General features: G+C 43.7%; 22 protein-coding genes, 1 tRNA gene and 2 riboswitches. Of the genes, 22 read left to right on the forward strand and 1 reads right to left on the reverse strand.

From position 1 onward, the window contains the following. Positions 1-2 precede the first annotated feature (2 nt). From proB to CHY_RS01720, 7 genes are all read left to right on the forward strand, one after another. Positions 3-1121 carry a glutamate 5-kinase gene (proB, locus tag CHY_RS01695; RefSeq protein WP_011343319.1) on the forward strand — a complete coding sequence of 373 codons (1119 nt, stop codon included), beginning with the start codon at positions 3-5 and terminating at the stop codon, positions 1119-1121. A 71-nt stretch (positions 1122-1192) separates the two neighbouring features. Next, the gene (locus CHY_RS13545; RefSeq protein WP_226986716.1) at positions 1193-1354 is read left to right on the forward strand and encodes a MerR family DNA-binding transcriptional regulator; all 162 of its coding nucleotides are present in this window, start codon (positions 1193-1195) and stop codon (positions 1352-1354) included. Continuing rightward, a complete protein-coding gene (locus CHY_RS01700) occupies positions 1351-1830 on the forward strand; it encodes an IS607 family transposase (RefSeq protein WP_226986731.1) in 480 nt (159 codons plus the stop codon). Before CHY_RS13545 ends, CHY_RS01700 begins: the two co-directional genes overlap by 4 nt. Further along, positions 1805-3493 carry an IS200/IS605 family element transposase accessory protein TnpB gene (locus CHY_RS01705; RefSeq protein ID WP_011343320.1) on the forward strand — a complete coding sequence of 563 codons (1689 nt, stop codon included), beginning with the start codon at positions 1805-1807 and terminating at the stop codon, positions 3491-3493. Before CHY_RS01700 ends, CHY_RS01705 begins: the two co-directional genes overlap by 26 nt. Positions 3494-3798: 305 nt before the next feature. Beyond that, positions 3799-5046: a glutamate-5-semialdehyde dehydrogenase gene (locus CHY_RS01710; RefSeq protein WP_011343321.1), complete on the forward strand. Its 1248-nt coding sequence runs from the start codon at positions 3799-3801 to the stop codon at positions 5044-5046. Between the two features lie 132 nt (positions 5047-5178). Continuing rightward, positions 5179-5345, forward strand: a riboswitch (M-box (ykoK) riboswitch). 67 nt (positions 5346-5412) lie between these two features. Next, on the forward strand, positions 5413-6648 hold the full coding sequence (locus tag CHY_RS01715) for a magnesium transporter (protein ID WP_011343322.1): 1236 nt from the start codon (positions 5413-5415) through the stop codon (positions 6646-6648). Next, a complete protein-coding gene (locus CHY_RS01720; protein WP_011343323.1) occupies positions 6635-7885 on the forward strand; it encodes an Nramp family divalent metal transporter in 1251 nt (416 codons plus the stop codon). The genes CHY_RS01715 and CHY_RS01720 overlap by 14 nt, the downstream gene beginning before the upstream one ends. On the opposite strand, the gene CHY_RS01725 is transcribed toward CHY_RS01720, so the two are convergent. Continuing rightward, positions 7875-8912 (reverse strand): class I SAM-dependent methyltransferase, encoded by a 1038-nt coding sequence (locus CHY_RS01725; protein WP_011343324.1) that lies wholly within the window; start codon positions 8910-8912, stop codon positions 7875-7877. The two genes, CHY_RS01720 and CHY_RS01725, sit on opposite strands and share 11 nt — an antisense overlap. A gap of 153 nt (positions 8913-9065) precedes the next feature. Between CHY_RS01725 and CHY_RS01730 the strand changes: the two genes are divergently transcribed. From CHY_RS01730 to CHY_RS01800, 15 genes are all read left to right on the forward strand, one after another. Beyond that, on the forward strand, positions 9066-9251 hold the full coding sequence (locus CHY_RS01730) for an aspartyl-phosphate phosphatase Spo0E family protein (protein WP_028051527.1): 186 nt from the start codon (positions 9066-9068) through the stop codon (positions 9249-9251). Next, entirely contained in the window at positions 9233-9838 is a 606-nt protein-coding gene (gene nadD, locus CHY_RS01735) for a nicotinate-nucleotide adenylyltransferase (protein ID WP_011343326.1), read from the forward strand. Before CHY_RS01730 ends, nadD begins: the two co-directional genes overlap by 19 nt. 67 nt (positions 9839-9905) lie before the next feature. Continuing rightward, positions 9906-10157, forward strand: a complete 252-nt coding sequence (locus tag CHY_RS01740) for an RNA recognition motif domain-containing protein (protein ID WP_011343327.1) — start codon at positions 9906-9908, stop codon at positions 10155-10157. Positions 10158-10202: 45 nt separating this feature from the next. Then, entirely contained in the window at positions 10203-10781 is a 579-nt protein-coding gene (gene yqeK, locus CHY_RS01745) for a bis(5'-nucleosyl)-tetraphosphatase (symmetrical) YqeK (RefSeq protein WP_011343328.1), read from the forward strand. A 36-nt stretch (positions 10782-10817) separates the two neighbouring features. Then, positions 10818-11180, forward strand: coding sequence for a ribosome silencing factor (rsfS, locus tag CHY_RS01750; protein ID WP_011343329.1), 363 nt, complete (start codon positions 10818-10820; stop codon positions 11178-11180). A 199-nt stretch (positions 11181-11379) separates the two neighbouring features. After that, a tRNA-Ala gene (locus CHY_RS01755) sits at positions 11380-11454 on the forward strand. Between the two features lie 106 nt (positions 11455-11560). After that, on the forward strand, positions 11561-14026 hold the full coding sequence (gene leuS, locus CHY_RS01760; RefSeq protein ID WP_011343330.1) for a leucine--tRNA ligase: 2466 nt from the start codon (positions 11561-11563) through the stop codon (positions 14024-14026). A gap of 2 nt (positions 14027-14028) precedes the next feature. Beyond that, a complete protein-coding gene (locus CHY_RS01765) occupies positions 14029-14670 on the forward strand; it encodes a Crp/Fnr family transcriptional regulator (protein ID WP_011343331.1) in 642 nt (213 codons plus the stop codon). Between the two features lie 61 nt (positions 14671-14731). After that, positions 14732-14924, forward strand: a riboswitch (cobalamin riboswitch). A gap of 106 nt (positions 14925-15030) precedes the next feature. Continuing rightward, entirely contained in the window at positions 15031-15936 is a 906-nt protein-coding gene (locus CHY_RS01770) for an ABC transporter substrate-binding protein (protein ID WP_011343334.1), read from the forward strand. 8 nt (positions 15937-15944) lie between these two features. Further along, positions 15945-16910, forward strand: coding sequence for a FecCD family ABC transporter permease (locus tag CHY_RS01775; protein WP_011343335.1), 966 nt, complete (start codon positions 15945-15947; stop codon positions 16908-16910). Next, on the forward strand, positions 16903-18102 hold the full coding sequence (locus CHY_RS01780; protein ID WP_011343336.1) for an ATP-binding cassette domain-containing protein: 1200 nt from the start codon (positions 16903-16905) through the stop codon (positions 18100-18102). The genes CHY_RS01775 and CHY_RS01780 overlap by 8 nt, the downstream gene beginning before the upstream one ends. A gap of 74 nt (positions 18103-18176) precedes the next feature. Continuing rightward, complete coding sequence (locus CHY_RS01785; RefSeq protein WP_011343337.1) at positions 18177-18686, forward strand: CGGC domain-containing protein; 510 nt, start codon at positions 18177-18179, stop codon at positions 18684-18686. 217 nt (positions 18687-18903) lie between these two features. Further along, on the forward strand, positions 18904-19332 hold the full coding sequence (locus CHY_RS01790; protein WP_011343338.1) for an RrF2 family transcriptional regulator: 429 nt from the start codon (positions 18904-18906) through the stop codon (positions 19330-19332). 3 nt (positions 19333-19335) lie between these two features. After that, positions 19336-19950: a helix-hairpin-helix domain-containing protein gene (locus CHY_RS01795; protein WP_011343339.1), complete on the forward strand. Its 615-nt coding sequence runs from the start codon at positions 19336-19338 to the stop codon at positions 19948-19950. An 8-nt stretch (positions 19951-19958) separates the two neighbouring features. Beyond that, on the forward strand, positions 19959-22136 hold the full coding sequence (locus tag CHY_RS01800) for a DNA internalization-related competence protein ComEC/Rec2 (RefSeq protein ID WP_011343340.1): 2178 nt from the start codon (positions 19959-19961) through the stop codon (positions 22134-22136). The last annotated feature ends 18 nt before the right edge of the window (positions 22137-22154 follow it).

Raw genomic sequence — 22154 nt, forward strand, 5'->3', positions numbered from 1 at the left:
CAATGCGCGAAATATTAAAAAATGTCCGCCGGCTGGTTGTAAAAATCGGTTCTTCGTCCTTAACCCACCCCGAGACGGGGAAAATTAACCTTGCGGCTATGGAGCGTTTTGTAAGGGAATGTGCCGATTTAAAAAATGCAGGATTCGAAGTAATTATTGTCTCTTCCGGAGCAATAGCTGCCGGAATGGGAAGGCTTGCCCTTCCAGAAAAGCCGAAAAATTTACCGGAAAAACAAGCATGTGCTGCGGTAGGCCAGGGGGTATTAATGCATTTATACGAAAAATTTTTTTCCGAATACCAGGTGATCGCAGCGCAGGTGCTTTTAACCGGGGAAGATTTGGCGGTAAGGAAGCGTTTTTTGAACGCCAAACATACTTTTTCGGCCCTTTTAAATTACGGGGTTGTTCCGGTGGTTAATGAAAACGATACGGTAGCGGTAGAGGAAATTCGCTTTGGGGATAACGATACATTATCGGCCCGGGTAGCGGTACTGGTGGAGGCTGATCTCCTGGTTCTTCTTTCCGATATCGATGGCTTGTATACCGCAGACCCCAGGAAGAATAGTAATGCCCGTTTTCTTCCGGAGGTTTTGGAAATTAATGAGGAAATCGAACAGCTGGCCGGGGGAAGCGGGACGGCAGTTGGTACCGGTGGGATGGAGACCAAAATAGAGGCGGCGAAAATAGCGGTAAATGCGGGGATACCCATGGTAATTGCCCGGGCAGATTATGGCAATTTGCGGCGAATTTTAAGAGGGGAAGAGGTTGGAACCTTTTTTTACCCGAAAAAGAAAAAGCAGTGGAAAAAGCAATGGCTGTTATCCGGGGCAAGAGTGCAGGGAAGTATCATAGTTGATTTGGGAGCTGAAGAAGCCCTTTGCAGTGGCGGAAAGAGCCTTTTGCCTTCGGGAGTGCTGGGAGTGGAAGGAGAATTTCCGACAGGAGCTATAGTTGCGGTTAAAAATTTAAAGGGACGGGTGATTGCTAAAGGGCTTACCAATTATGCGGCTCAGGATATCTTAAAAATTAAGGGACTTCATTCCTGGGAAATTGCTGACGTTTTAGGCCATAAAGATTATGACGAAATTATTCACCGGGATAATCTGGTGCTGGTGGATTAAGGAGGTAAGCAGCAGCTTCGATAAATTGCACTGTAAGTGACTGTGTTTAACTGTTTTGTTATCATAAAAGTATGGAACTCTTATCCATTGGAGAAGTGGCAAAAAGATTAGGCGTACACCCGAACAGGCTGCGGGCATGGGAAAAACAGGGACTGATCAGGCCCGTGCGGTTGCCCAGCGGCCAGCGGAGATACCCGGTAGAGGAAATCAACCGCATTTTAGAAACGGGATAAAGGCAGAGCCGGAGGCGGTTGTCCTTTATGCCCGGGTATCTACAAAGAAACAGGCCGACGCTGGAAATCTCGAACGCCAGATGGAGAGACTGCGGGCATACGCACGGGAAAAAGGCTACCGTGTAGTGGCGGAGTATTCGGATGTGGCTTCGGGTTTGAACCAGAACCGCCGTGGTCTGGAACGGGTGCTGAAAAGTGCCGAACGGGGTGAATTCAGAAAGTTACTTATCGAATACCCCGATAGATTGGCCAGGTTTGGGTATGCCTACCTGGAGCGTCATTTAAAACACTGCGGCGTAGAGATAGAAATCACTTCGCAGAAAGAGCCTGAGGACGCGCATACGGAGTTGGTCCGGGACTTGTTAGCCATAGTAACTTCTTTTTCGGCCCGACTGTATGGTGTAAAGGGTGGCAGGAAAATCCGGCGGGGTTTCCGGGAGCTGATAAGGGATGCCGAAGAAGCAGGAGAAAGATGAATTTAGCTTTACAGTGTGCGGGGAGTTCTTCCCGGAAGTTTACCCGTCCTATCGGTCTTCTAAATGGAGCAGGGGCGGGGAAGACCCTCTTGTCACAGAGATGCGGCTTTTCTGCGCCTGTATGCGGTGGGCCTTTAACCGGCTTCTGGAAGGCACTTCCCGCGACGAGATTAAAAAACTCGGTCAGGAACTTTTTGGGCTAAACTCCCGGTATGCGGACGACGCCAGGCTTAAGGCACAAGGTGTGCTGGACAGCCAAAAAAAGCTTCTGGAGCTGGAGATTGAGGAAACGGAAAAGAAATTGGGCCGGGCAAGGAAAAAGCTCGGCCCGGTTATGAGGAAGCTGGCAAAGGCAGAGGAAAAAGGAGCTACACCGGAAGTTATTGAAAAGCTCCGTTTAGCGGTCAAGGGACGGAACAACCGGGTAGCGTCTTTAGAGAAGAAGCTGGCTGAACTGGAAGTATACCGGGAGAACGGGACTGTACCCAGGGTAGTATTTGGCGGGAGAAAACTTTGGAAAAGAGTCAGCAGGGGCCGGGCCACACGGGAGGAATGGCAGGCCACACGCAAAAACCGTCTCTATTCCCGGGGCGACGAGACCAAGGGCAGCAACCCGAACATAAAGGTAACTTACCGGGATGGGGAATTCCACCTGGCGGTGACTGTTTCCCACCTCTCGGAAAAGGTGGGCGAAGACGTCCTGGGCCGCCCGAAGATGAACCGCGCTCCAAGAGTGGAGGGCAGGTTGTGGTTGCCGGAGAAACACCGGGAACTGGTGCGGATATGGCTGACCATGAGGCTGCCCTACACAGTAGAACTTATACGCACCCTGGAGGGCCGCTATATAGTGCATCTGACGTTTAATTTTGGCAGGGTACAGGAGCCCGACTTTGCTCAGGGTTGTTTAGCCCTGGACACCAACCCTGATGGAGTGGCCTTGTGCAATGTAAACGCTTCAGGCCAGCCGGAACCCTGGCCGGAAGGTTTTAGCATCCTTTATCCGGGCAACCCGGGCAAATATGAAAGAGAATTTCAGGTCATCACTTACCCGAACGGTTTTCTTTGCATCAAGGTGCCCGATCTAACTTATGCTTCCGGCTTCCGGCGGGATTACCTGATAGGCGTTTTAGCTAAATTGGTGGTAGACATTGCCCTCTTTTTGGGCAAGCCTATCACCCTGGAGGGTTTAGATTTTGGTAAAGACAGGCTGGACACCAGCAAGAAGTTTAACCGCATGGCTTCCAACTTTCCCTTTGCCAAGATGGTGGAGGCGATGTGCCGGAGGGCGGTCAAAGAGGGAGTATCTTTTAAGGTAGTAGCTGCCCGGCACACGTCCACCATAGGTTACTGGAAGTACATGAAGCGTTATGCCGTTCCGGTACATTGCGCGGCGGCACTTGTTATAGGCCGCCGGGCGATGGGTTTCAAGGAACGGATAACGAAAGAAATGAAGCAATTGGTGAACCGTATAAAGCAAAACCTGACCTGGAAAGTCAATCCTGATATACCGAGGGAAGGAAAAGGAATGACCCGTAAGGTCAGGGCCTGCTTGAGGCAGCTGGACAGGAAGCTTCCTGTGCACAACGGGTTTGCCCCGTGGCAGCAAGAAGCATACTACTCCGTCTGGCACGACCTGAAGTTATTGGCCCTGTCCTTGCGGTGACCCCGTTTAGCCGGTACCGGACAAACCGGTAGGCGTCCTAACAGGACGCGGGAGGCGGGGCTGGTTCCCCACCGGGAGGCCGACACAATCCGGTGGAAGTTTAAGCTTCCCCGCGTGAACGGTCTGTACCGGTTGTGCCCTTCCGGTGCAGCACTCCCGTCCGGGTGGGACTCCCGGGCCGAGGCCCCCTGTCGCCCTGCCCCTCGGGGGCAAATCAAATATCCGAAAGGAGGCGAAAACCTGGTCTGGGGGCCGACTTGGTTGAAAATAAAAAACAGTCAAGTTTTTTGAACCAGGATGGTTAGATGGATGAAGTGTTAAATTTAGCTAAGAAAGCCAAAGAGGCTTCGAAAAAACTTGCTCAGCTAAGTACCGAACAAAAAAACCGGGCGCTTTTAAAGATAGCCCAATACCTGGAAGAGAATATGGAGAAAATTTTAACCGAAAACCAAAAGGATCTGGCGGAAGCGAAAAAAGGCGGCCTATCGCCGGCTTTTATTGAAAGGCTTACGTTAAACGAGAAAAGGATTTTGGATATGGCGGAAGGGGTAAGGCAGGTAGCCAAACTTCCCGACCCCGTTGGTGAAGTTCTCGGAATGACCCGCCGACCCAATGGCCTTGTAATTGGTCAGGTGCGGGTTCCCCTGGGGGTGGTAGGGATTATCTATGAATCCCGGCCAAATGTAACCGTAGATGCAGCGGCTTTGTGCCTTAAAGCAGGAAATGCGGTTATCCTTCGGGGTGGGAAGGAAGCTTTTAACTCAAACCTTGCTTTAGTTACTCTTATGGAAGAAGCGCTCCGGAGCGAGGAAATTCCCGAAGGGGCAGTAGGGATGATTAAAACCACCAGCCGGGATGCGGCTAATTATTTAATGCGGCTAAACGGTTATTTAGACGTTTTAATCCCCCGGGGTGGTGCCGGTTTAATTAAAACGGTGGTGGAAAACAGTACAGTTCCGGTAATTGAAACGGGAGTAGGTAACTGCCACGTTTACGTGGAAGAAGACGCGGACCTGGAAATGGCTGAAAGGATAATCATTAATGCCAAATGCCAGCGGCCGGCGGTATGTAACGCCATGGAAACCCTGCTGGTGCACGAAAAAATTGCTCCGGTTTTCCTACCCCAAATTGGGAAGGCCTTAAAAGAAAATGGTGTGGAAATTAGGGGGTGTGAGGTAACCCGCCGGTATATTCCCGACGCCTTACCGGCAACGGAAGAAGATTACTACACGGAATTTTTAGACCTTATCTTGGCGGTGCGGGTGGTTCGGGATTTAGATGAGGCAATTGCCCATATTACCAAGTACGGTTCGGGTCACTCGGAAGCAATTGTTACCCGGGATTACTTTAAAGCGAGAAGGTTTACCGAGGAAGTGGATGCGGCGGCGGTTTATGTCAATGCTTCTACCCGCTTTACCGATGGCTTTGAATTTGGTTTTGGAGCGGAGATTGGGATTTCCACCCAGAAACTGCACGCTCGGGGGCCAATGGGCTTAAAAGAGTTAACCACCACCAAGTACGTTATCTACGGCACCGGCCAGATCCGGGGCTAAACTCCGTTCCCATATTTACGTCCCATACCGCAAACTAAGGGACGGTTCTTTTTTTTTTAGGCGTATTGACGCAAATATAATAAGGTGTTTGACAGATGTTTTGGGTCGATTTAAAATAAATGTGAAAATGAATATTTTCTTCGTTAGGTGAGGCTACTTCCTGGATATAGGCTACTGCCCGGAAATGTCGAGAGACACCAACGGGTAAACAGGTATTACCGGCTTAAGGTTTTACCTAATGTAGCTGAGGGTTTCCTCTAAGCCAGGTTGAGCTAAAGCTTTGACGAGTGGAGAAGGTTTTTACAACCTTCTTTTTGGCGGCGGCCAGGAAGGTTTTTTTATTTTTTAAAATAGGTGGTGAAGCGTATGTCCATTAACGAAATGTACTTTTCGGAGCTCTTAGGGAATCCTGCCATTGATCCTACCGGAGAGAAATTAGGTGTACTTTATGATATTGGAGTAAAGGGGAGTGACACTTTTCCCGAAATTTGCTTTGTTGCCGTTAAGAGGGGTAAAAAAATATATAGTGTAGAATATAGCTTTGTAAAAATTTTAAACCGCCGCATTCTTGCTTTTAACCGTCGGTTAAAAAATATCCCTTTAAATGAGTTAAATTTGGAATGTCTTTGGTTAAGACAACATATTTTAGACAAACAAATTGTCGATATTTTGGGAAGTAAAGTAGTAAGGGTAAATGATATTAAACTTGCCTATTATGAGGGAACGGTCCGGCCGGTGGCGGTAGATATTGGGCTTCTGGGGCTTTTACGCCGCCTGGGAGTAGGCTTTGTGGGCAATAAATTTAATTTAAAGGAAGAGTTAATCTCCTGGGAGTACCTGGAGCCAATTTATCAAGGAACGCCAGAAATTTTGCTGACGGTACCCCAGAGTAAAATTGCAGATTTGCACCCTTCGGATATAGCTGAAATTTTATCCCAATTGAACAGTAAAGAAAGAACGAAGCTAATTAATTCTTTAGACGATGAGACTTTAGCTGAAGCTTTAGGTGAAATGGAAGCTAACTTTACTGCTAATATCTTGGAAAATCTTGATGATAAACGAGCATCGGAAATTTTAGAGCAAATGGCCAGTGACGATGTAGCCGATTTTTTAGGAGATTTGCCGGAATTTAAAAGGCAGCGTTTCTTTGCTCTTTTAAGCCAACATGATCAAGAAAAGATTAAGAAACTCTTAGAATACGATGAAAAAACTGCCGGTGGCCTTATGACCAAAGAATTTATTACTTTTAATGAAGAATTAACCGCCGAAGAAACTATTAATAAATTAAGAGAAATGGCGCCGGATGCGGAAATGATTTATTACCTTTATGTGTTAAATGAAAAAGGACAGTTAAATGGGGTTTTATCCCTGCGGGATTTAATTGTAGCCAAGCCTTCGGAGAAATTAAAAAATATCATGCGGAAAAAGATTATTTCGGTAGCGGATAGGGCAAGCGCCAAAGAAGTTATTTCGGTAATTGCTAAATACAACCTCTTAGCTTTACCGGTTGTGGATAAAGATAATCGGCCTATCGGCATAATAACAGTGGATGATGTGATGGACTTACTCTTGCCCGGAGGTTATCACCATGAAAAAGTTTAAAGTAACTAATAAGTTTTTGCAAAAAAGTTTATATGTTTTAAGTATAATTGGCCCGGGGCTTATTACGGTAAATGCGGGAAATGATGCCGGAGGTATCGCTACTTATGCCGCCGTAGGGGCGTTATACGGTTACCGCATGCTTTGGGGATTATTGTTAATTACCTTTAGCTTAGCAGTAATCCAGGAAATGAACGCCCGGATGGCGGTGGTCACCGGTAAAGGTTTATCGGATCTTATTCGCGAAAATTTTGGGGTAAAAGTGACTTTTTTGGCAATGGTGATTTTATTTGTTGCTAATCTTGGGGTATGCATTGGCGATTTTGCGGGAATTGCTGCAAGCTTAGAACTTTTTGGTGTGGCTAAATTTGTTTCCGTACCTTTGATGGCATTTTTTATCTGGTATGTTATTATTAAGGGTTCTTATTCCCGGCTGGAAAAAATTCTTCTTTTATTTACTGTCGTATTTTTTTCTTATATCATAACTGCCTTTGTGGTTAAACCAAACTGGTCCGAAGTTTTTAAGGCTACCGTTATCCCTTCGATTATACCCAGAAAGGATTATATCCTGACTTTTATTGGCATGATCGGTACGACGATTACCCCTTATATGCAGTTTTACCTGCAGGGTTCCATTGCGGACAAAGGGCTGAGCCTGAAAGATTATAAATACGAAAAGCTCGATGTTTATTTTGGGGCGTTCTGGGGAGATTTAGTTTCTTTTTTTATCATTGTTACCACTGCTGCCACCCTTTATAAAGCTGGTATAAAAATTGAAACAGCCCAGGACGCAGCGCTTGCTTTAAAACCGCTGGCCGGGCAGTATGCTTCATTACTATTTGGCATAGGACTTTTAGGAGCTTCTATTTTGGCAGCAATAGTTATTCCCCTTTCTACGGCTTATGCGGTTACAGAAGCTTTTGGGTTTGAGCGGGGTTTGGATAAAAGTTTTGGCGAAGCCCCGGTGTTTTACGGTATATTTACCTTTATGATTTTTATAAGTGCTTTATTAATACTGCTTCCGAAGATTTCATTAGTGGGAATAATGCTGGCTACCCAGCAGTTGGCCGGCATTTTATCACCAATTATTTTAATTTTAATGGTGCTTTTAACCAGTAAAAAAGAACTAATGGGTGAGCTGGTTAATAATCGCCTGCAAAGTATTATTGTCTGGGTTACTGTTATTTTTATTATTATTTTAACGATAACTTTGGTTATGGCGAGCTTTTTTAATTTTTAATTAAAACCAGGACTTTAAATACCTCTCCCATTGGGGGGAGGATTAATTTTTTTATTTTTAAAGTTTCCTGGTAGCTTTCTAAAGGCCGGGTAAGGTCATCCCGTTTTACAAACTCCATAATTCCCGCTTTCATTAAAAATTCTCCCTGGCTTAAAAATAATTCTTCCTTAAAACCCAGGCTTTTGGCTTTTTTCCGGAGCATCCCAAAATCAACGTGAGCGGTAATGTCCTGCTCGCCGGGATTTTGTAGGGGGTCTTTTTGGCGGTGGCGGGAAAAAGACGTAAGCGTACCTGTGCTGCGGGCAGGGTGGTAGAGTTCAGCGGTATCAAAGCCATAGTCGATTATAATAAAGGCGCCGCAGTTGAGTTTTTGATAAATTTCTTCCAGCCACTTACCTGCCTCCAGGTTTACGTTGAAAATCTGCCCTTCAACGGGGGATATGTTGGCTTCTTTTAGGTATAACTCGATTTCGGGGGAAGAAAGCCGGGATGGGTAGGTAAAAAATTTACCGTTATCATCAACCCCTACGTAAATTTCCTGAAAAATTCCCTTTTGGTAAATTACCCGGTGGACGGGAAACGCGTCTACTACTTCATTGGCAATGATTATTCCCGAAAAATTTTGGGGAAATTCAGGAAGATGCTTTATCTGGTTTTGCTGGCATTCAAGATTTTTTCTTTGGACTTCTCTTAAATGAGCGCTTATTTCAAGAATGTGATATTCCGGGAAAAGCCCTTGAGCAGCAAACCAAACTAAAATATCTTGAGCCATTTTCCCGGTTCCAGCACCAAATTCTAACAGCGTTAAGGGCATGCCATAAGTTTGATAGAGGTTGAAGATGTATTTTCCCAGAGTATAACCAAAGCTCTTACTTAAAATTGGAGCAGTATAAAAATCCCCTTCTTTTCCAAGGGTAACATTTCGGGTATAATATCCGTAGTCCGGATGGTATAAAGCTAATTCCATAAAATCCCGAAAGGTAAGCGGCATTTTTTTTATTTTTTCTATTAGTACTTCTTTAAGCATAAAATCCTCCTTTTTAGCATATACAACGAAAAATAAAATTTCTTAATTGTGATTGTACCATAACGACGAATATAGACAAAAGAAGGCAAAAAACTTTGCAGGAATTTTTAATTAAACGTCGAATACCTTTGCCTTATGTGGTGGGGTGATATAATGAAGCAAATTTGGGAAAAAATCCAAAAAGAACGGGAAAAGCTTGTAGAAATATATGAACGGAAAAAAGATTTTCGGGATGAGGAAGTGTACCGTTTAAGCCAGGCCATAGATGAGCTGGTGGTTAATTATATGAAAAAACAACTGGAAAATCCGGAGGACCGGTTATGGCCGGAGCTAAAATAGGAATTTTTGGCGGAAGCTTTAATCCGGTGCATCTAGGCCATCTGGTACTGGCGCGGGAAGCCTTTTGGCAGGCCAAACTTAACCAGGTGATCTTTATTCCGGCAAAAATTCCCCCCCATAAAAAAGAGGGAGTAATAAGTGAACAGCATCGCTTTCAAATGTTACGGTTGGCTTTAAAAAAATATCCGGAGTTTTCAGTGAGTAATATTGAATTTTTGCGGGACAAGCCTTCGTATACTTTTGATACCGTAGAGGAGTTAAAATTACTTTATCCCCATGATGAACTTTACTTCATTACCGGTGCCGATGGCCTTTTGGAAATTACCGGATGGTACAGAGGCGAAGAACTTTTAAAAAAGATTCCTATAATTGCGGTTTCCCGTGCAGGGGTTTCCAAAGAAGTTTTTTTAAATCAGGTCCAATACCTTAAAAACCGGTATCGGGCTCAAATAATCGTGGTAGAAATGCCGGAGATTGGAATTTCCAGTTCTTTAATCCGGCAGAGAATCAGGGAAAAGCTTCCCTATTCCCATTTAATACCGGTAGAGGTATATGATTATATTGTTGCAAATAATTTATACCGGTAATTTTGTATGAACCGGGCTGGCCGGTCCATAATAAGAATACAAAATAAACAGGTGAAGGTGGTATCTGATGACCAAAACATTGTATGTTGGAAACTTACCCTGGAAAATCCGGTCAGAGCAGTTACAGGAAATAGCTTCGGAGTTTGGGGAAGTTATAGGAGCTCGGGTAATCCTTGAAAAGAGCACCGGTCGTTCCAGGGGATACGGCTTTATTGAAGTGCGGGATGAAGATGCGGAAAAATTTATGACCGGATTAAATGGCAAAGAAGTTGAAGGGCGACAGTTGGTAGTTAGCGAAGCCCGGGAGCGGAATGGTTAACCCCCGATTTTGCGGGGGTTTTTTCCGGTTTAAGGGGGATGGGTTGTGAAAAGATTTTTACGGATTTTACAGGAAAACCTTTCGGAAGAAAGAATAAGTCACTCTTTAGGGGTTGCGCGGACCGCTTATTATCTTGCCCAAAAGCACCTTCCGGAAAAAAAAGAAAAAGCTTTTTTGGCGGGAATTGTCCACGATATAGCCCGGGAGTGGCCGGAGGAAAGGTTTATTGCCTACTTACTAGCCAGGGGATATGAGATAACCTCTGAAGATAAATTAAATCCGGTGGTGCTTCATGCTCCCGCGGGAGCATATTTTATCCGGGATATGTTGGGGATTTATGATGAAGAGATTTTTAACGCAGTTTCCCGCCATACCCTGGGGGCAGTGGACATGACCGATTTGGATATGATTATTTTTTTAGCGGATTTAATTGAACCGGGGCGAAACTTTGCCCAAAGGCAGAAGCTTTTAATCGCCTCTTTTCGAGACCTAAAACGGGGGATGCTTTTAGCCCTGGAAAATACCTTGGAATATTTAACGAAAAAAAATAAAACGGTTGATTCCCGGACACTCATGGTTTTAAATTATTTTCGGGAGGAAGTAGCAAAAAAATCGAAAATTTAGCTATAATATAAAAAGGAATTTAGGGGAGGTGTCTTTTTGGAAAAAACTTTACCTCAACATATAAATATTGCAATGGATGCCGCTTTGGATAAAAAAGGATTTAATTTAAGCCTTTTAGATGTTTCTTCTTTAACGCCAATTTGCGATTACTTTTTAATAGTTTCCGCAAGTTCGACCATTCAGGTCAAAGCGATTGTCGATAACATTGAAGAAAAACTGTCGGAAATCGGCCTAACTCCTTACCGTATTGAAGGTAAAAATGCCGCCCGCTGGGTTTTAATGGATTATGGGGACCTAGTTGTGCATGTGTTTGTGGAAGAGGAACGGGAATTTTACGATTTGGAAAGATTGTGGCGGACAGCCGAAAATTACCGGCATGATGTGGTTGACAAAGTTTAATGATTTATATATAATTTCTCATGTGACTAACAATGTGAAAAACGGTGAAGAGGAGCAGTAACTGTTTTGTGGCTTAAAGAGAGCAGCCGGCGGGTGCAAGGCTGTAGCCTCCAAACAGTGAACTCGCCTCGGAGTTGCCAGAGGGATAAGTACTTCTGGCCGGTATGTTCCGTTATCCAAAACAAGTGGGCAAGAATGTGGGGCTGTAGCGCAGTGGGAGCGCGCTTCCTTGGCATGGAAGAGGTCGCGGGTTCGATCCCCGCCAGCTCCACCATTATTGTATTCTTGCCAAGTAGGGTGGTACCGCGGGAAAACACTCCTCCCGTCCCTTAGGGGATGGCGAGGAGTTTTTTGTTATATCTACCTATTGGAGGGAGAATATGCAAGAAAGGTATGATTTTAAAGCTATTGAAGCTAAGTGGCAGAAAAAATGGGAGGAATTAAAACTTTACGAAGTGGACGATTTTTCGGAAAAACCGAAATATTACTGTTTGGAAATGTTTCCTTATCCTTCGGGGAAACTTCATATGGGGCACGTCCGCAATTACTCCATTGGGGATGTGGTAGCCCGGTACAAGCGGATGCGGGGCTATGCTGTGTTACACCCTATGGGCTGGGATGCTTTTGGGCTTCCGGCGGAAAATGCGGCGATTAAACACGGTAATGTTCATCCGGCGGATTGGACCTGGGATAATATTGCCAATATGAGACGGCAGTTAAAGGAGTTAGGTATTTCTTACGACTGGCGGCGGGAGATAGCTACCTGTCATCCGGAATACTACCGGTGGACCCAGTGGCTCTTTTTACAGTTTTATAAAAAGGGGCTTGCCTACAAGAAAAAAGCTCCGGTAAACTGGTGCCCCGGCTGTCAGACGGTTCTGGCTAACGAACAGGTGATAGACGGGGAGTGCGAACGCTGCCATTCCCGGGTGGAGAAAAAGGAGTTAGAACAGTGGTTCTTTAAAATTACCGCTTATGCCGAAAGACTTCTGCAGGATATTAAAAAGCTTACCGGCTGGCCGGAAAAGGTAAAAATCATGCAGGAAAACTGGATCGGAAGATCCGAAGGGGCGGAAATTACTTTTAAAATAAAGGGGCATGAGGAAACAATATCGGTGTTTACCACCCGGCCCGACACTATTTTCGGAGTAACCTATATGGTTTTGGCGCCGGAACATCCTCTGGTTGAAAAAATTTCCCGGGGGACTCAGTACGAAAAGGATGTTTTGGAATTTAAACGGAAAATGATGTACTTGTCCGAAATTGAAAGAACCGCCGAGACCGCAGAAAAAGAAGGGGTTTTTACGGGAGCTTATGCTATAAATCCCTTTACCGGGGAAGAGATTCCCATACTTTTAGCCAACTATGTTTTAGTGGAGTACGGTACCGGTGCGGTTATGGGGGTGCCGGCCCACGACCAGCGGGACTTCTTATTTGCCAAAAAATACAATTTGCCCATAAAAGTGGTAATAACCCCTCCGGGGCAAGAATTGAAAGCCGAGGAGTTAACGGAAGCCTATACCGGAGAAGGAATTCTGGTCAATTCCGGCGAGTTTACCGGGTTAGCCAACAAAGAGGCAATCAGGATAATTACCCAAGAAGCGGAAAAGCGGGGATTTGGTAAATATCGAGTAAATTACAGGCTTCGGGACTGGCTTATTTCCCGGCAAAGGTACTGGGGTGCTCCCATTCCGGTGCTGTACTGTGAAAAGTGCGGAATTGTTCCCGTACCCGAGGACCAGCTGCCGGTAGTTTTACCGTATAATGTAGAATTTCGTCCTACCGGGGAAAGTCCCTTAAAGTACGTTCCCGAGTTTTTAAATGCCACCTGTCCCGAGTGCGGTGGACCTGCAACCCGGGAAACGGACACGATGGATACGTTTATTTGTTCGTCCTGGTATTACTATCGTTATACTTCGCCCCGGGATAAACAACAGCCCTGGAGCAAAGAAAAGGTGGAAAGATGGTTGCCGGTGGACCAGTATATCGGCGGGGTAGAACATGCTATTTTGCACCTTTTATATTCCCGGTTTTTCACCAAAGTCCTCTATGACCTGGGATTGGTTCATGTGGACGAACCCTTTACCAATCTTTTGACCCAGGGCATGGTATTAAAAGATGGGGCCAAGATGAGTAAATCCAAAGGAAATGTGGTAAGTCCCGAAGAAATCGTGGAAAAATACGGGGCCGATACCGCCCGGTTGTTTATTCTTTTTGCGGCGCCCCCGGAACGGGATTTAGAGTGGAGCGACCAGGGGGTAGAGGGAAGCTTTCGCTTTTTAAACCGGGTGTGGCGGCTAATTTACCAGACCAAGGACCGGATATCCGATGAACTTCGGGAATTTTCGGCAAAAGATAAAGAATTAAATCGCCTGTTACACGCCACCATTAAAAAGGTAACCGAGGATATTGAAGAAAGGTTTAACTTTAATACGGCAATTTCGGCAATTATGGAGTTAGTGAACGGTCTTTACCAGTACAAAGAAGGGGAAATTAATCCCGGCCTTTTAAAAGAAGCGTTAAACAAACTGGTGATACTTCTGGCACCTTTTGCGCCTCATATTGCCGAGGAATTATGGGAGGCATTGGGCAATAAACAAAGTGTTCACTTAGAAAAATGGCCAGAGTATGATGAAGAAGCTCTAATTACCGAGGAAGTGGAAATAGTTATTCAGGTTAACGGTAAAGTCAAGGACCGGGTAATGGTTCCGAGAAATGCGGCGGAAGATGAGTTAAAGGAAATTGCCTTAAATACGCCGAAAATAAAAGAATTGACCGCCGATAAAAAAATTATTAAAGTTATTATAGTACCGGAAAAATTAATTAATATTGTGGTAGCGGGGTAACAATGGAAAACTGGGAGGTTTTAAAAAAGATACCCCTTTTCGGGGAGCTTTCCCCGGATGATTTAAAGGAAATCGGGAATCTTCTTTATTCCCGCCGGCTGAAAAAAGGACAAATTTTGTTTTCCGAAGGGGACCCGGGGGCGGCAGTATACTTTTTAAAAAGCGGGCGGATTAAGCTCTATAAAGAGGACCGGGAAGGCCGGGAACACATCCTTCATTATGTTGAACCGGGAGATATTTTTGCCGAAGTGGTGCTATTTTCCAAGCGTCCTTATCCTGCCACCGCCGAGGTTATAGAGCCGGGGGAAGTCCTGGTAATTCCCAACGAGGAAATGGAGAACCTCTTGAAAAAACGCGGAGAAATTGCGTTAAATCTCATCAAGGTGCTGTTGTATCGTTTAGATTTAGCCAATCAAAAAATTAAAGAGTTAGCGTTAAAAGATAGTTTAGCCCGGGTATGTAGCGTTCTCTTACGCTACGGCCCGGTAATTAATCTTTCCCAGCAGGAAATAGCCAATTTAGCCGGGGTTTCCCGGGAAACGGCCAGTCGAATAATAAATGAGTTTAAACGTTTAGGAGTACTTCGGGCCGAAGGGCGGAGCTTAGAAATTATAAATTATGACAAATTAAAAGATTTCTCTTAAATACTTTTTTCACAAAAAAGGAATTGGGCGAGTTTAAGCGAACTTTGTTTAATAGAAAAAGTTAATACCCCACTCTACGGGTGCCCGGAAGGGTTAAAAGGGAAGCCGGACGGAATTTCCGTAAACGGCGCGGGCCCGCCACTGTACTCGGGGAGCCTCTTTTAGAGATGCCACTGTCCGTTAAATCGGATGGGAAGGCTAAAAGAGGCGATGAGCCGTAAGCCAGGAAACCTGCCCGTGAGAGTTAATCTGTCTTACCTTCGCGGCGAAGGGAGGGATTGTAAGGCTTTTGGTTATAATCCGCTTACCGAACCGGGAAGCGGATTTTTTACTAAATTTAACAAATAAGGGGGCGAAAAAATGGTGAAAAAAAGATGGGTGGTATTTTTAGCTGTTGCCGTCATTCTGTTGGTGGCGGTAGCTCCATTACTGGCAGGGCAAAGTAAGGGAATAACGGTAAAAGATTCTAAAGGAAACGTTTTTACCTTTAAAAGTTATCCCAAAAGAATTGTATCTCTTGCCCCAAGTAATACTGAAATCTTATTTGCTCTGGGATTAGATAAGTATATTGTAGGTGTTACTAACTTTTGCGATTACCCAGCAGCGGCCAAAAAAAAGGCCAAGGTGGGCGATGCATTTAATGTTAATGTAGAAAAAATTGTAAGCTTAAAACCTGACCTGGTGGTGGCCCAGGATAGTATTTCACCGGATGCTATTAAAAAACTGCAAAACTTAAAAATTAAGGTGTTTGTTTTAAAAGAACCGAAAAACTTTAACGATATTTTAAATAACATAAAGCTGGTTGGTAAAGCTACCGGTAAATACTCTAAAGCTGTAAGCATTACTAATAATATGCAGGCAAGATTAAATAAACTTACAGCAAAGTTAAAAAAATACAACAAAAAACCGTCGGTCTTGGTAGAGGTTGATTATGCGTACGGTTTATATGTTGCCGGACCAAACACCTTCATTAATGATCTCCTCGTAAAAGCAGGCGGTAAAAACGTCATAACCAGTGGTAGCTGGGTAAACCTTTCCGATGAAAAGCTCTTAACTTTAAATCCTGATTATATTTTACTTGCTGATACCGCTTATTTAAAACCGGACCAACATCCATACAAACGTGAACTCTGGCAGTCACTGCGCGCAGTTAAAGAAAAGAAAGTTATTGACAGCATTGATCCTAATTTAATTGTGCGACCGGGTCCCCGGACCATTGACGGGATTGAAAAATTAGCTAAAGCCCTTCATCCTGGTTTAAAATAGGTGAGAAAATGAAATCGTGGTGGGTAAAGTTATTTTTAGGAGGAGTTATTTTACTCCTCCTCCTTATTTTTGTTATATTGTTGGCGGCAAACTTGGGAGCTGTGAAAATTCCGATAACGAAACTCTTTTTAGAACCGTATAAAACAATCTTTTTTAAGATAAGACTCCCCCGGATAGCTTTGGGACTTACAGTGGGAGCAGCTCTCGGCCTGGCAGGTACGGTGTACCAGGGGGTATTGAAAACTCCTTTAGCTGACCCGTATATTTTAGGAGTATCTTCAGGAGCTGCTGCAGCTGTAGCTTTACTAACTCTGCTAAAATCTTTTCCTTATTATGCTTTGCCCTTAGGAGCGTTTTTAGGAAGTATAGTAGCGTTACTTTTAGTTTTTTTAATTTCCCGAAAACCCGAACCTAATAGATTAATCCTTGCGGGAATTATTGTAAATAGCTTTTTAGGAGCTATCGTTACTTTTGTTTTAGCGGTAAGCCGGGAAAATATGCACCAGATTATTTACTGGTTAATGGGAGGACTCAGTAATAAAGGATTTAAAGAAGCGGGAGTGCTTGGCCTGTACCTTTTATTTGGGCTTGGTTTCCTTTTTATTTTTGCCCGGGATTTAAATGCTATGAGTTTTGGGGATGATACTGCAGTTCAGTTAGGGGTGGAGGTTAACAAAAAAAGAGTTCTTTTTTTAATGCTGGCAAGTTTTTTAACGGCAGGAGCGGTCAGCTTTTCCGGAACCATAGGGTTTGTTGGTCTGGTAGTTCCGCAGGTGGTAGAACTTATTTTTGGTAAGGATTTTCGCCTTTTAATACCTTTATCAACCTTAGCGGGAGCTATCCTCCTGGTTTTTGCCGATGCTTTGGCCCGGAGCATTTTAGCCCCGGCGGAGCTTCCGGTAGGGGTTATTACCGCTTTTATCGGTGCTCCCTTTTTTGCCTATCTTTTTATAAGGCGGGGTTATCATGCTTAAAGGTCTTAATTTGGCCTACGGTTACGGCAACATCACCTTGTTTGAGGGGATAAATATTGAAGTCCACCCGGGCAAGTTTACTGTAATTATAGGCCCTAATGGTGCCGGGAAAACAACATTGTTAAAAATTCTGGCAGGTTTATTAAAACCAAAGTACGGTACGGTACAACTAAACGAAAAAGAAATATTTTTGCTACCGGCAAAGGTGCGGGCCCGGATGCTGGCGTATGTATCCCAGGAACCCGAAACTTTACGGGATTATTCGGTCTGGGATACGGTAATGATGGGAAGGTACCCTTATCAGGGATTTTTAGGGTTAGAGACTAATAAAGATTTTCAAGCGGTAAAAAAAGCTATAGAAACGGTAGGTTTAGCCGGTTACGAGGAACGAACCCTTTTGTCCCTTTCGGGAGGGGAAAGGCAGAGGGTTTATCTTGCCCGGGCTTTGGCCCAGGAAGCCGACTATATCCTCTTAGATGAGCCCACCAATCACCTGGATTTATTTTATCAGGTAAAAATACTATCTCTTTTAAAAGATTTAGCGGCTCAAGGTAAAGGGATATTAGCGGTTCTTCATGATTTAAACTTGGCTTCCTTTTTTGCTGATAAGCTCTACTTATTTTCGGCAGGGAAACTTATTACCGGCGAGGCGAAAAATGTTTTAACCTTTGAAAACATTTATAAAGCTTATCAGGAACCAGCACTTGTTGTGAATCACCCGGTTTTAAACATTCCGCAGATACTGCCGTTAATAGTTAATAGAGTTAGTGACGGCAAGAAAAAGGTGCATATCATAGGCGGTGGAGGGATGGCTGGGAGCATAATGCTCCGGGAAAGCCAGCAGGGAGCGAAAATCTCAGCGGGGGTTTTAAATAAAAGCGATAGTGACTGGCAGACAGCAAAAGCACTCGGGGCAGAAGTGGTGGAGGAAGAGCCTTTTTCGCCCATTTCCGAGGAAAGCTACCAGCGGCTTTTGGAGGTCATAAAGAAGGCGGATAAGATTGTGGTAGCTCCGGTACCAATAGGGCCGGGAAATCTAAAAAATATCGAAGCCCTTTTAGAAGTGGAACCGAAAAAAATTTTTATAGTAAAGCCGGAAGAAATGGAGAAAAGGGATTACTCCGGAGGAAGGGCTACTTATATTGTTAATTCCCTTATAAAGGCCGGCGCCCAAAGGTATCCCGAGGCGTAAAACTGTGATAAAAGTCATAGCTCTAAAAGGAAAGCCCAGGTTAAAATAAGAAAAAACAAAAGGGGAAGAAGAAGATGCGCTGGACGAAAGAAGCATTAGAGTACATGAATAACGTTCCCTTTTTTGTGCGGGAAAAAGCCAAGAAAAAGGTAGAGGAGTGGGCGAAGCAAAAGGGTGTAGAGGAGATCACGGTAAATGAAGTAATGGAAGCCCGGGGGAAAATGACCGCCAGGGATGTAAGCGACCCGAAACCGCAAAAACCCAAAATTGCGGTGGTGCGCTGTCATATTGTTTCCGAGGTTTGCCCTGGAATTGGTTGTTTTAATAGCTTTAATAAAAGGGAGCAGCAGTTTGCCCGCTATGGGCCTGAGGCAGAAATTATCGGCTTTTTCACCTGCGGTGGTTGCTCCGGGCGCCGCGTTTCCAGGCTTATTGAAAAACTTCTCCCTTATGAATTAACGCACGTTCATTTAAGTTCCTGTATGTTGTTAGACGGAGATTATCCCAGGTGTCCTTTCAAAGAGCAAATTAAAAAAACTATTTTGGCAAAAGGTGTAGAGGTAGTTGAAGGAACCCACCATTAAAACCCTGCAGTTGCAGGGTTTTTGTTTTATATTTTTATATTTTACTTAGTATATTTTTGCTTAGCATAATAATATAAACTAAGTAGATAATAAAACTCCAAAATACCTTTAAATAAAGAAAATACGACAATTTTCGACAAATTTTATTTATATTGAAAAAATATAAAATATATTGTAAAATACCTTAGAAAGCTTGATTTTTTCAGGGGGAAAATTCATGCAGCTTACAAAACAGGGGGAATATGCTTTAATTGCCTTGATGGATCTGGCAAAACTGCCTAAAGGCCAGGTAGTACCGGTAAAAACCCTGGCGGAAAGGCTGATGTTGCCGGAGGCTTTTTTAGCAAAAATCGTGCAGTCTTTGGTTAAAGCAGGCCTTGTCTATACAGTAAAAGGACCGCAGGGGGGTGTTGCCCTCCTGAAAGATCCGGAAAAGATTACTGTTTTGGAAGTAGTTGAAGCGGTGGAGGGACCGATAGTTTTAAGTCAGTGTATTAACCATCCGGATATTTGTGAGAAAGTGGAAATTTGCCCGTTACATAAGATTTGGCATAAAGTTCAGCAAAAATTAATTGAGGAGTTTTCCTCTCATAATCTTTTAACGCTTTCCAAAGAAGGCCAGTTAAGTGGCTTTTTAGCGGAGTAGCTTATGAATCCCTTTGATGACCGTTCCAAGCTTTCTTTATATGGAATTATTTTTTTACTTTTAGCCTTGGTTTGCTATTTATGGTGGACCGGGCCGGAATCACCTCCGCTTAAGGAAACAGCCGAGCAGGAAGTTATTACCAGGGAGGTTACCCCAAAGGGAACGGTGGTTGTTCATGTGGCCGGAGCGGTTTATAAACCCGGTGTTTATGTTTTAGAAGAAGGCGCCCGGGTAAAGGATGCCATAGAAAAAGCGCGGGGAATGTTACCTTTAGCCGACGACAGCAGTATTAACCTGGCGGCTAAGGTAAGCGATGGGCAAAAAATCTATATTCCCTTTAAAAATGAGACAACAACGGCTTCAGCTTCGACCAACAAGGCGTTTGGCCAGCAAAATGCTCTAAAGGGCTCCGGTGGCCAGGAAGCAAAAGTAAATATCAATACCGCAACCGCCGAAGAACTGGATGAACTACCGGGAGTTGGCCCTGCCACGGCAGCTAAGATTATTGAATACCGGGAGCAAAATGGGCCCTTTGCGACTATTGAGGATCTAAAAAAAGTTAAGGGTATAGGGGACAAAAAGTTTGAAACGCTAAAAGATTATATTACGGTTAATTAGAGGGGAATATGGAAATTTATCTTGCTTTCATTTTTTACATACTGGGAATTATCATAGCCGATCAGGGTTTTATCCCTTTTCGGCTATTTCTGTATTTGGCCTTATTGTTTATGCTTTTATATCTTGTTTTACCCCGGGAACGCAAAAGCTTAGCCGTTCTTTTAGTAGCTTTTATGCTTCTTGGAGGGGTAAACCTAAATCTTCATGTGAGTCCGGGTTTTCGGGAAGGGGAATATCGGGGAATTTGCCGGGTGGTGGAAGGGTCTACCGTAAAAAATGATAAAAACAGTTTTAAAGTAGTGGATTTAAAAACCAAAGAAACCTATTTAGTCCGGGAAAAAGAAATGGTTTTAAGGCTTCCGGGAGATATTTTAAAAATTACCGGAAGTTTCCTAAAACCAGTTCCTCCGCAAAATCCCGGCGAGTTTAACTATCCAAGTTATTTAAGACGGCAAGGAATTTATGGGGTTTTAAACGTTCAAACCGCGGAAAAAATCGGGGATAACTTTTCTTTTCTTCGGCCTTTTGCAGCAGTAAAAAATTTTCTTAAAGAAAAGTTAAATACCTATTCTCCCGAAACTGCGGCGTTATTAAAAGGTTTGTATTTAGGGGACGATGAGGAAATTTCCCCGGAGGTTTACGATAGTTTTGCGAAAACCGGGGTCGTGCATATTTTAAGTGTCAGCGGCCTGCATTTGGGGTTGGTGGCGGGGGCAATTTATTTTTTGGGAAAGGGGTTACGGCTTTCCCGGCAATGGCAAAACCTTTTTACAATAATTTTTTGCTTTTTTTATACCGCCCTAACCGGTTTTAACCCGGCAACGGTGCGGGCCTTCTTAATGCTGGTGTTTTTGGTCGGGGCTTTTTTCTTGGGGCGGGATTATCAGCCGGTTTATCACTTATTTTTAAGTGCCTTTTTTTATCTTTTAATAAAACCTCAGGAGCTTTTTTCGGCGGGTTTTCTCTTATCGTATTTAGCAACCCTGGGGATATTTTTAATAGGTTTACCTTTAGCGGAAAAATTAAAGTTGTATTTACCTTCTTATTTGGCCGACACTATTGGAGTTACGGTTGGTGCGCAAATTTTAACCGAGCCAATTGTATTTTATCATTATTCCCTCTTTGCTACCCTTTCAATTATAGCCAATCTTTTAGTAGTTCCCCTTACCGGTATTATTATGGCTTCCGGAATTTTCGGTTTATTTTTATCTCCCTTAAGACACCTAACTGAACTACTAACGGTGTTTACTTTAAATATGAACAGTCAAATGGCTTTAATTCCCGGGGCGACAATAGCAGTAAAAAAGCCTTTTTTTACATTAATTTTTCTTTTTTATTGCTGGTTATTTTTAGGATATTTTTGGTTGGTAAAAAAAGAAAAGATCGATATTGTTAAATTCTGTGTAATTGCCTTTTTAATTTTAGGAATATTTTTAGTACCAAAAGAGCACGGAAAAACTGTTTTTCTTGCCGTGGGCCAGGGGGATGCAGCGGTAATTCATACTTTGCGCGGACGCACGATTGTGGTGGATACCGGACCAAAAAACGAAAATTATGATGCGGGAAGAAAAGTTTTAGCGTATCTTCGCCAAAGTGGCACGGGGGTTATAGACCTTTTAGTGTTGACCCATCCCCATAATGACCATTACGGGGGTGCAGAAACGCTTATCCAGAGTGCCACGGTAAAGGCGGTCTTAATTTCTCCATATTTAGGGGAAGACCAGGAATACCTGGAACTTTTAAATTTACTCCGGTTAAGAAAAATAAAAATTTATTATGCTAAAACTTCTGCCGTTATTAGTTTGGATGATGTTTCTTTACGGATATTAGGACCGGAAAGAATCTATTCCGGTACCCGCTCAGACCCCAATAACAACAGTGTAGTGCTAGCGGGTAAAATAGGCCGGAAAACCTACTTTTTTGGGGCGGACATCGAGAGAGAAGCGGAAGAAGATCTGGAAAACCAACTTCTGGCTTATTATGAAGTGGTAAAAATTCCCCATCATGGTAGTAACTTTTTTTCAGAAAGCTTTATGGAAAAGTTAAAATTTGGTTATGGAGTTATTTCCGTTGGTCAAAATAATCTTTATGGTTTTCCCGGGGATAAGCTTTTAGCGGCTCTAAAAGGTAAGGGAAAGCTTTGGCGTACCGACCTTGAGGGGGCTTTAGTTGTCGAAAATTATTAAGTTGTATTAAAATTAAAG

The sequence above is a fragment of the Carboxydothermus hydrogenoformans Z-2901 genome (assembly GCF_000012865.1).
Taxonomy (GTDB): domain Bacteria; phylum Bacillota; class Z-2901; order Carboxydothermales; family Carboxydothermaceae; genus Carboxydothermus; species Carboxydothermus hydrogenoformans.

Coding starts and splice junctions, on each gene's coding strand:
- CHY_RS01790 (WP_011343338.1), top strand. CDS start 18,904: ATGCAGCTTACAAAACAGGGGGAATATGCTTTAATTGCCTTGATGGAT.
- CHY_RS01775 (WP_011343335.1), top strand. CDS start 15,945: ATGAAATCGTGGTGGGTAAAGTTATTTTTAGGAGGAGTTATTTTACTC.
- CHY_RS01795 (WP_011343339.1), top strand. CDS start 19,336: ATGAATCCCTTTGATGACCGTTCCAAGCTTTCTTTATATGGAATTATT.
- CHY_RS01720 (WP_011343323.1), top strand. CDS start 6,635: ATGAAAAAGTTTAAAGTAACTAATAAGTTTTTGCAAAAAAGTTTATAT.
- CHY_RS01710 (WP_011343321.1), top strand. CDS start 3,799: ATGGATGAAGTGTTAAATTTAGCTAAGAAAGCCAAAGAGGCTTCGAAA.
- CHY_RS01740 (WP_011343327.1), top strand. CDS start 9,906: ATGACCAAAACATTGTATGTTGGAAACTTACCCTGGAAAATCCGGTCA.
- CHY_RS01800 (WP_011343340.1), top strand. CDS start 19,959: ATGGAAATTTATCTTGCTTTCATTTTTTACATACTGGGAATTATCATA.
- CHY_RS01725 (WP_011343324.1), bottom strand. CDS start 8,912: ATGCTTAAAGAAGTACTAATAGAAAAAATAAAAAAAATGCCGCTTACC.
- nadD (WP_011343326.1), top strand. CDS start 9,233: ATGGCCGGAGCTAAAATAGGAATTTTTGGCGGAAGCTTTAATCCGGTG.
- CHY_RS01730 (WP_028051527.1), top strand. CDS start 9,066: ATGAAGCAAATTTGGGAAAAAATCCAAAAAGAACGGGAAAAGCTTGTA.
- CHY_RS01780 (WP_011343336.1), top strand. CDS start 16,903: ATGCTTAAAGGTCTTAATTTGGCCTACGGTTACGGCAACATCACCTTG.
- CHY_RS01705 (WP_011343320.1), top strand. CDS start 1,805: ATGCCGAAGAAGCAGGAGAAAGATGAATTTAGCTTTACAGTGTGCGGG.
- leuS (WP_011343330.1), top strand. CDS start 11,561: ATGCAAGAAAGGTATGATTTTAAAGCTATTGAAGCTAAGTGGCAGAAA.
- CHY_RS01765 (WP_011343331.1), top strand. CDS start 14,029: ATGGAAAACTGGGAGGTTTTAAAAAAGATACCCCTTTTCGGGGAGCTT.
- CHY_RS13545 (WP_226986716.1), top strand. CDS start 1,193: ATGGAACTCTTATCCATTGGAGAAGTGGCAAAAAGATTAGGCGTACAC.
- proB (WP_011343319.1), top strand. CDS start 3: ATGCGCGAAATATTAAAAAATGTCCGCCGGCTGGTTGTAAAAATCGGT.
- CHY_RS01715 (WP_011343322.1), top strand. CDS start 5,413: ATGTCCATTAACGAAATGTACTTTTCGGAGCTCTTAGGGAATCCTGCC.
- CHY_RS01785 (WP_011343337.1), top strand. CDS start 18,177: ATGCGCTGGACGAAAGAAGCATTAGAGTACATGAATAACGTTCCCTTT.
- CHY_RS01770 (WP_011343334.1), top strand. CDS start 15,031: ATGGTGAAAAAAAGATGGGTGGTATTTTTAGCTGTTGCCGTCATTCTG.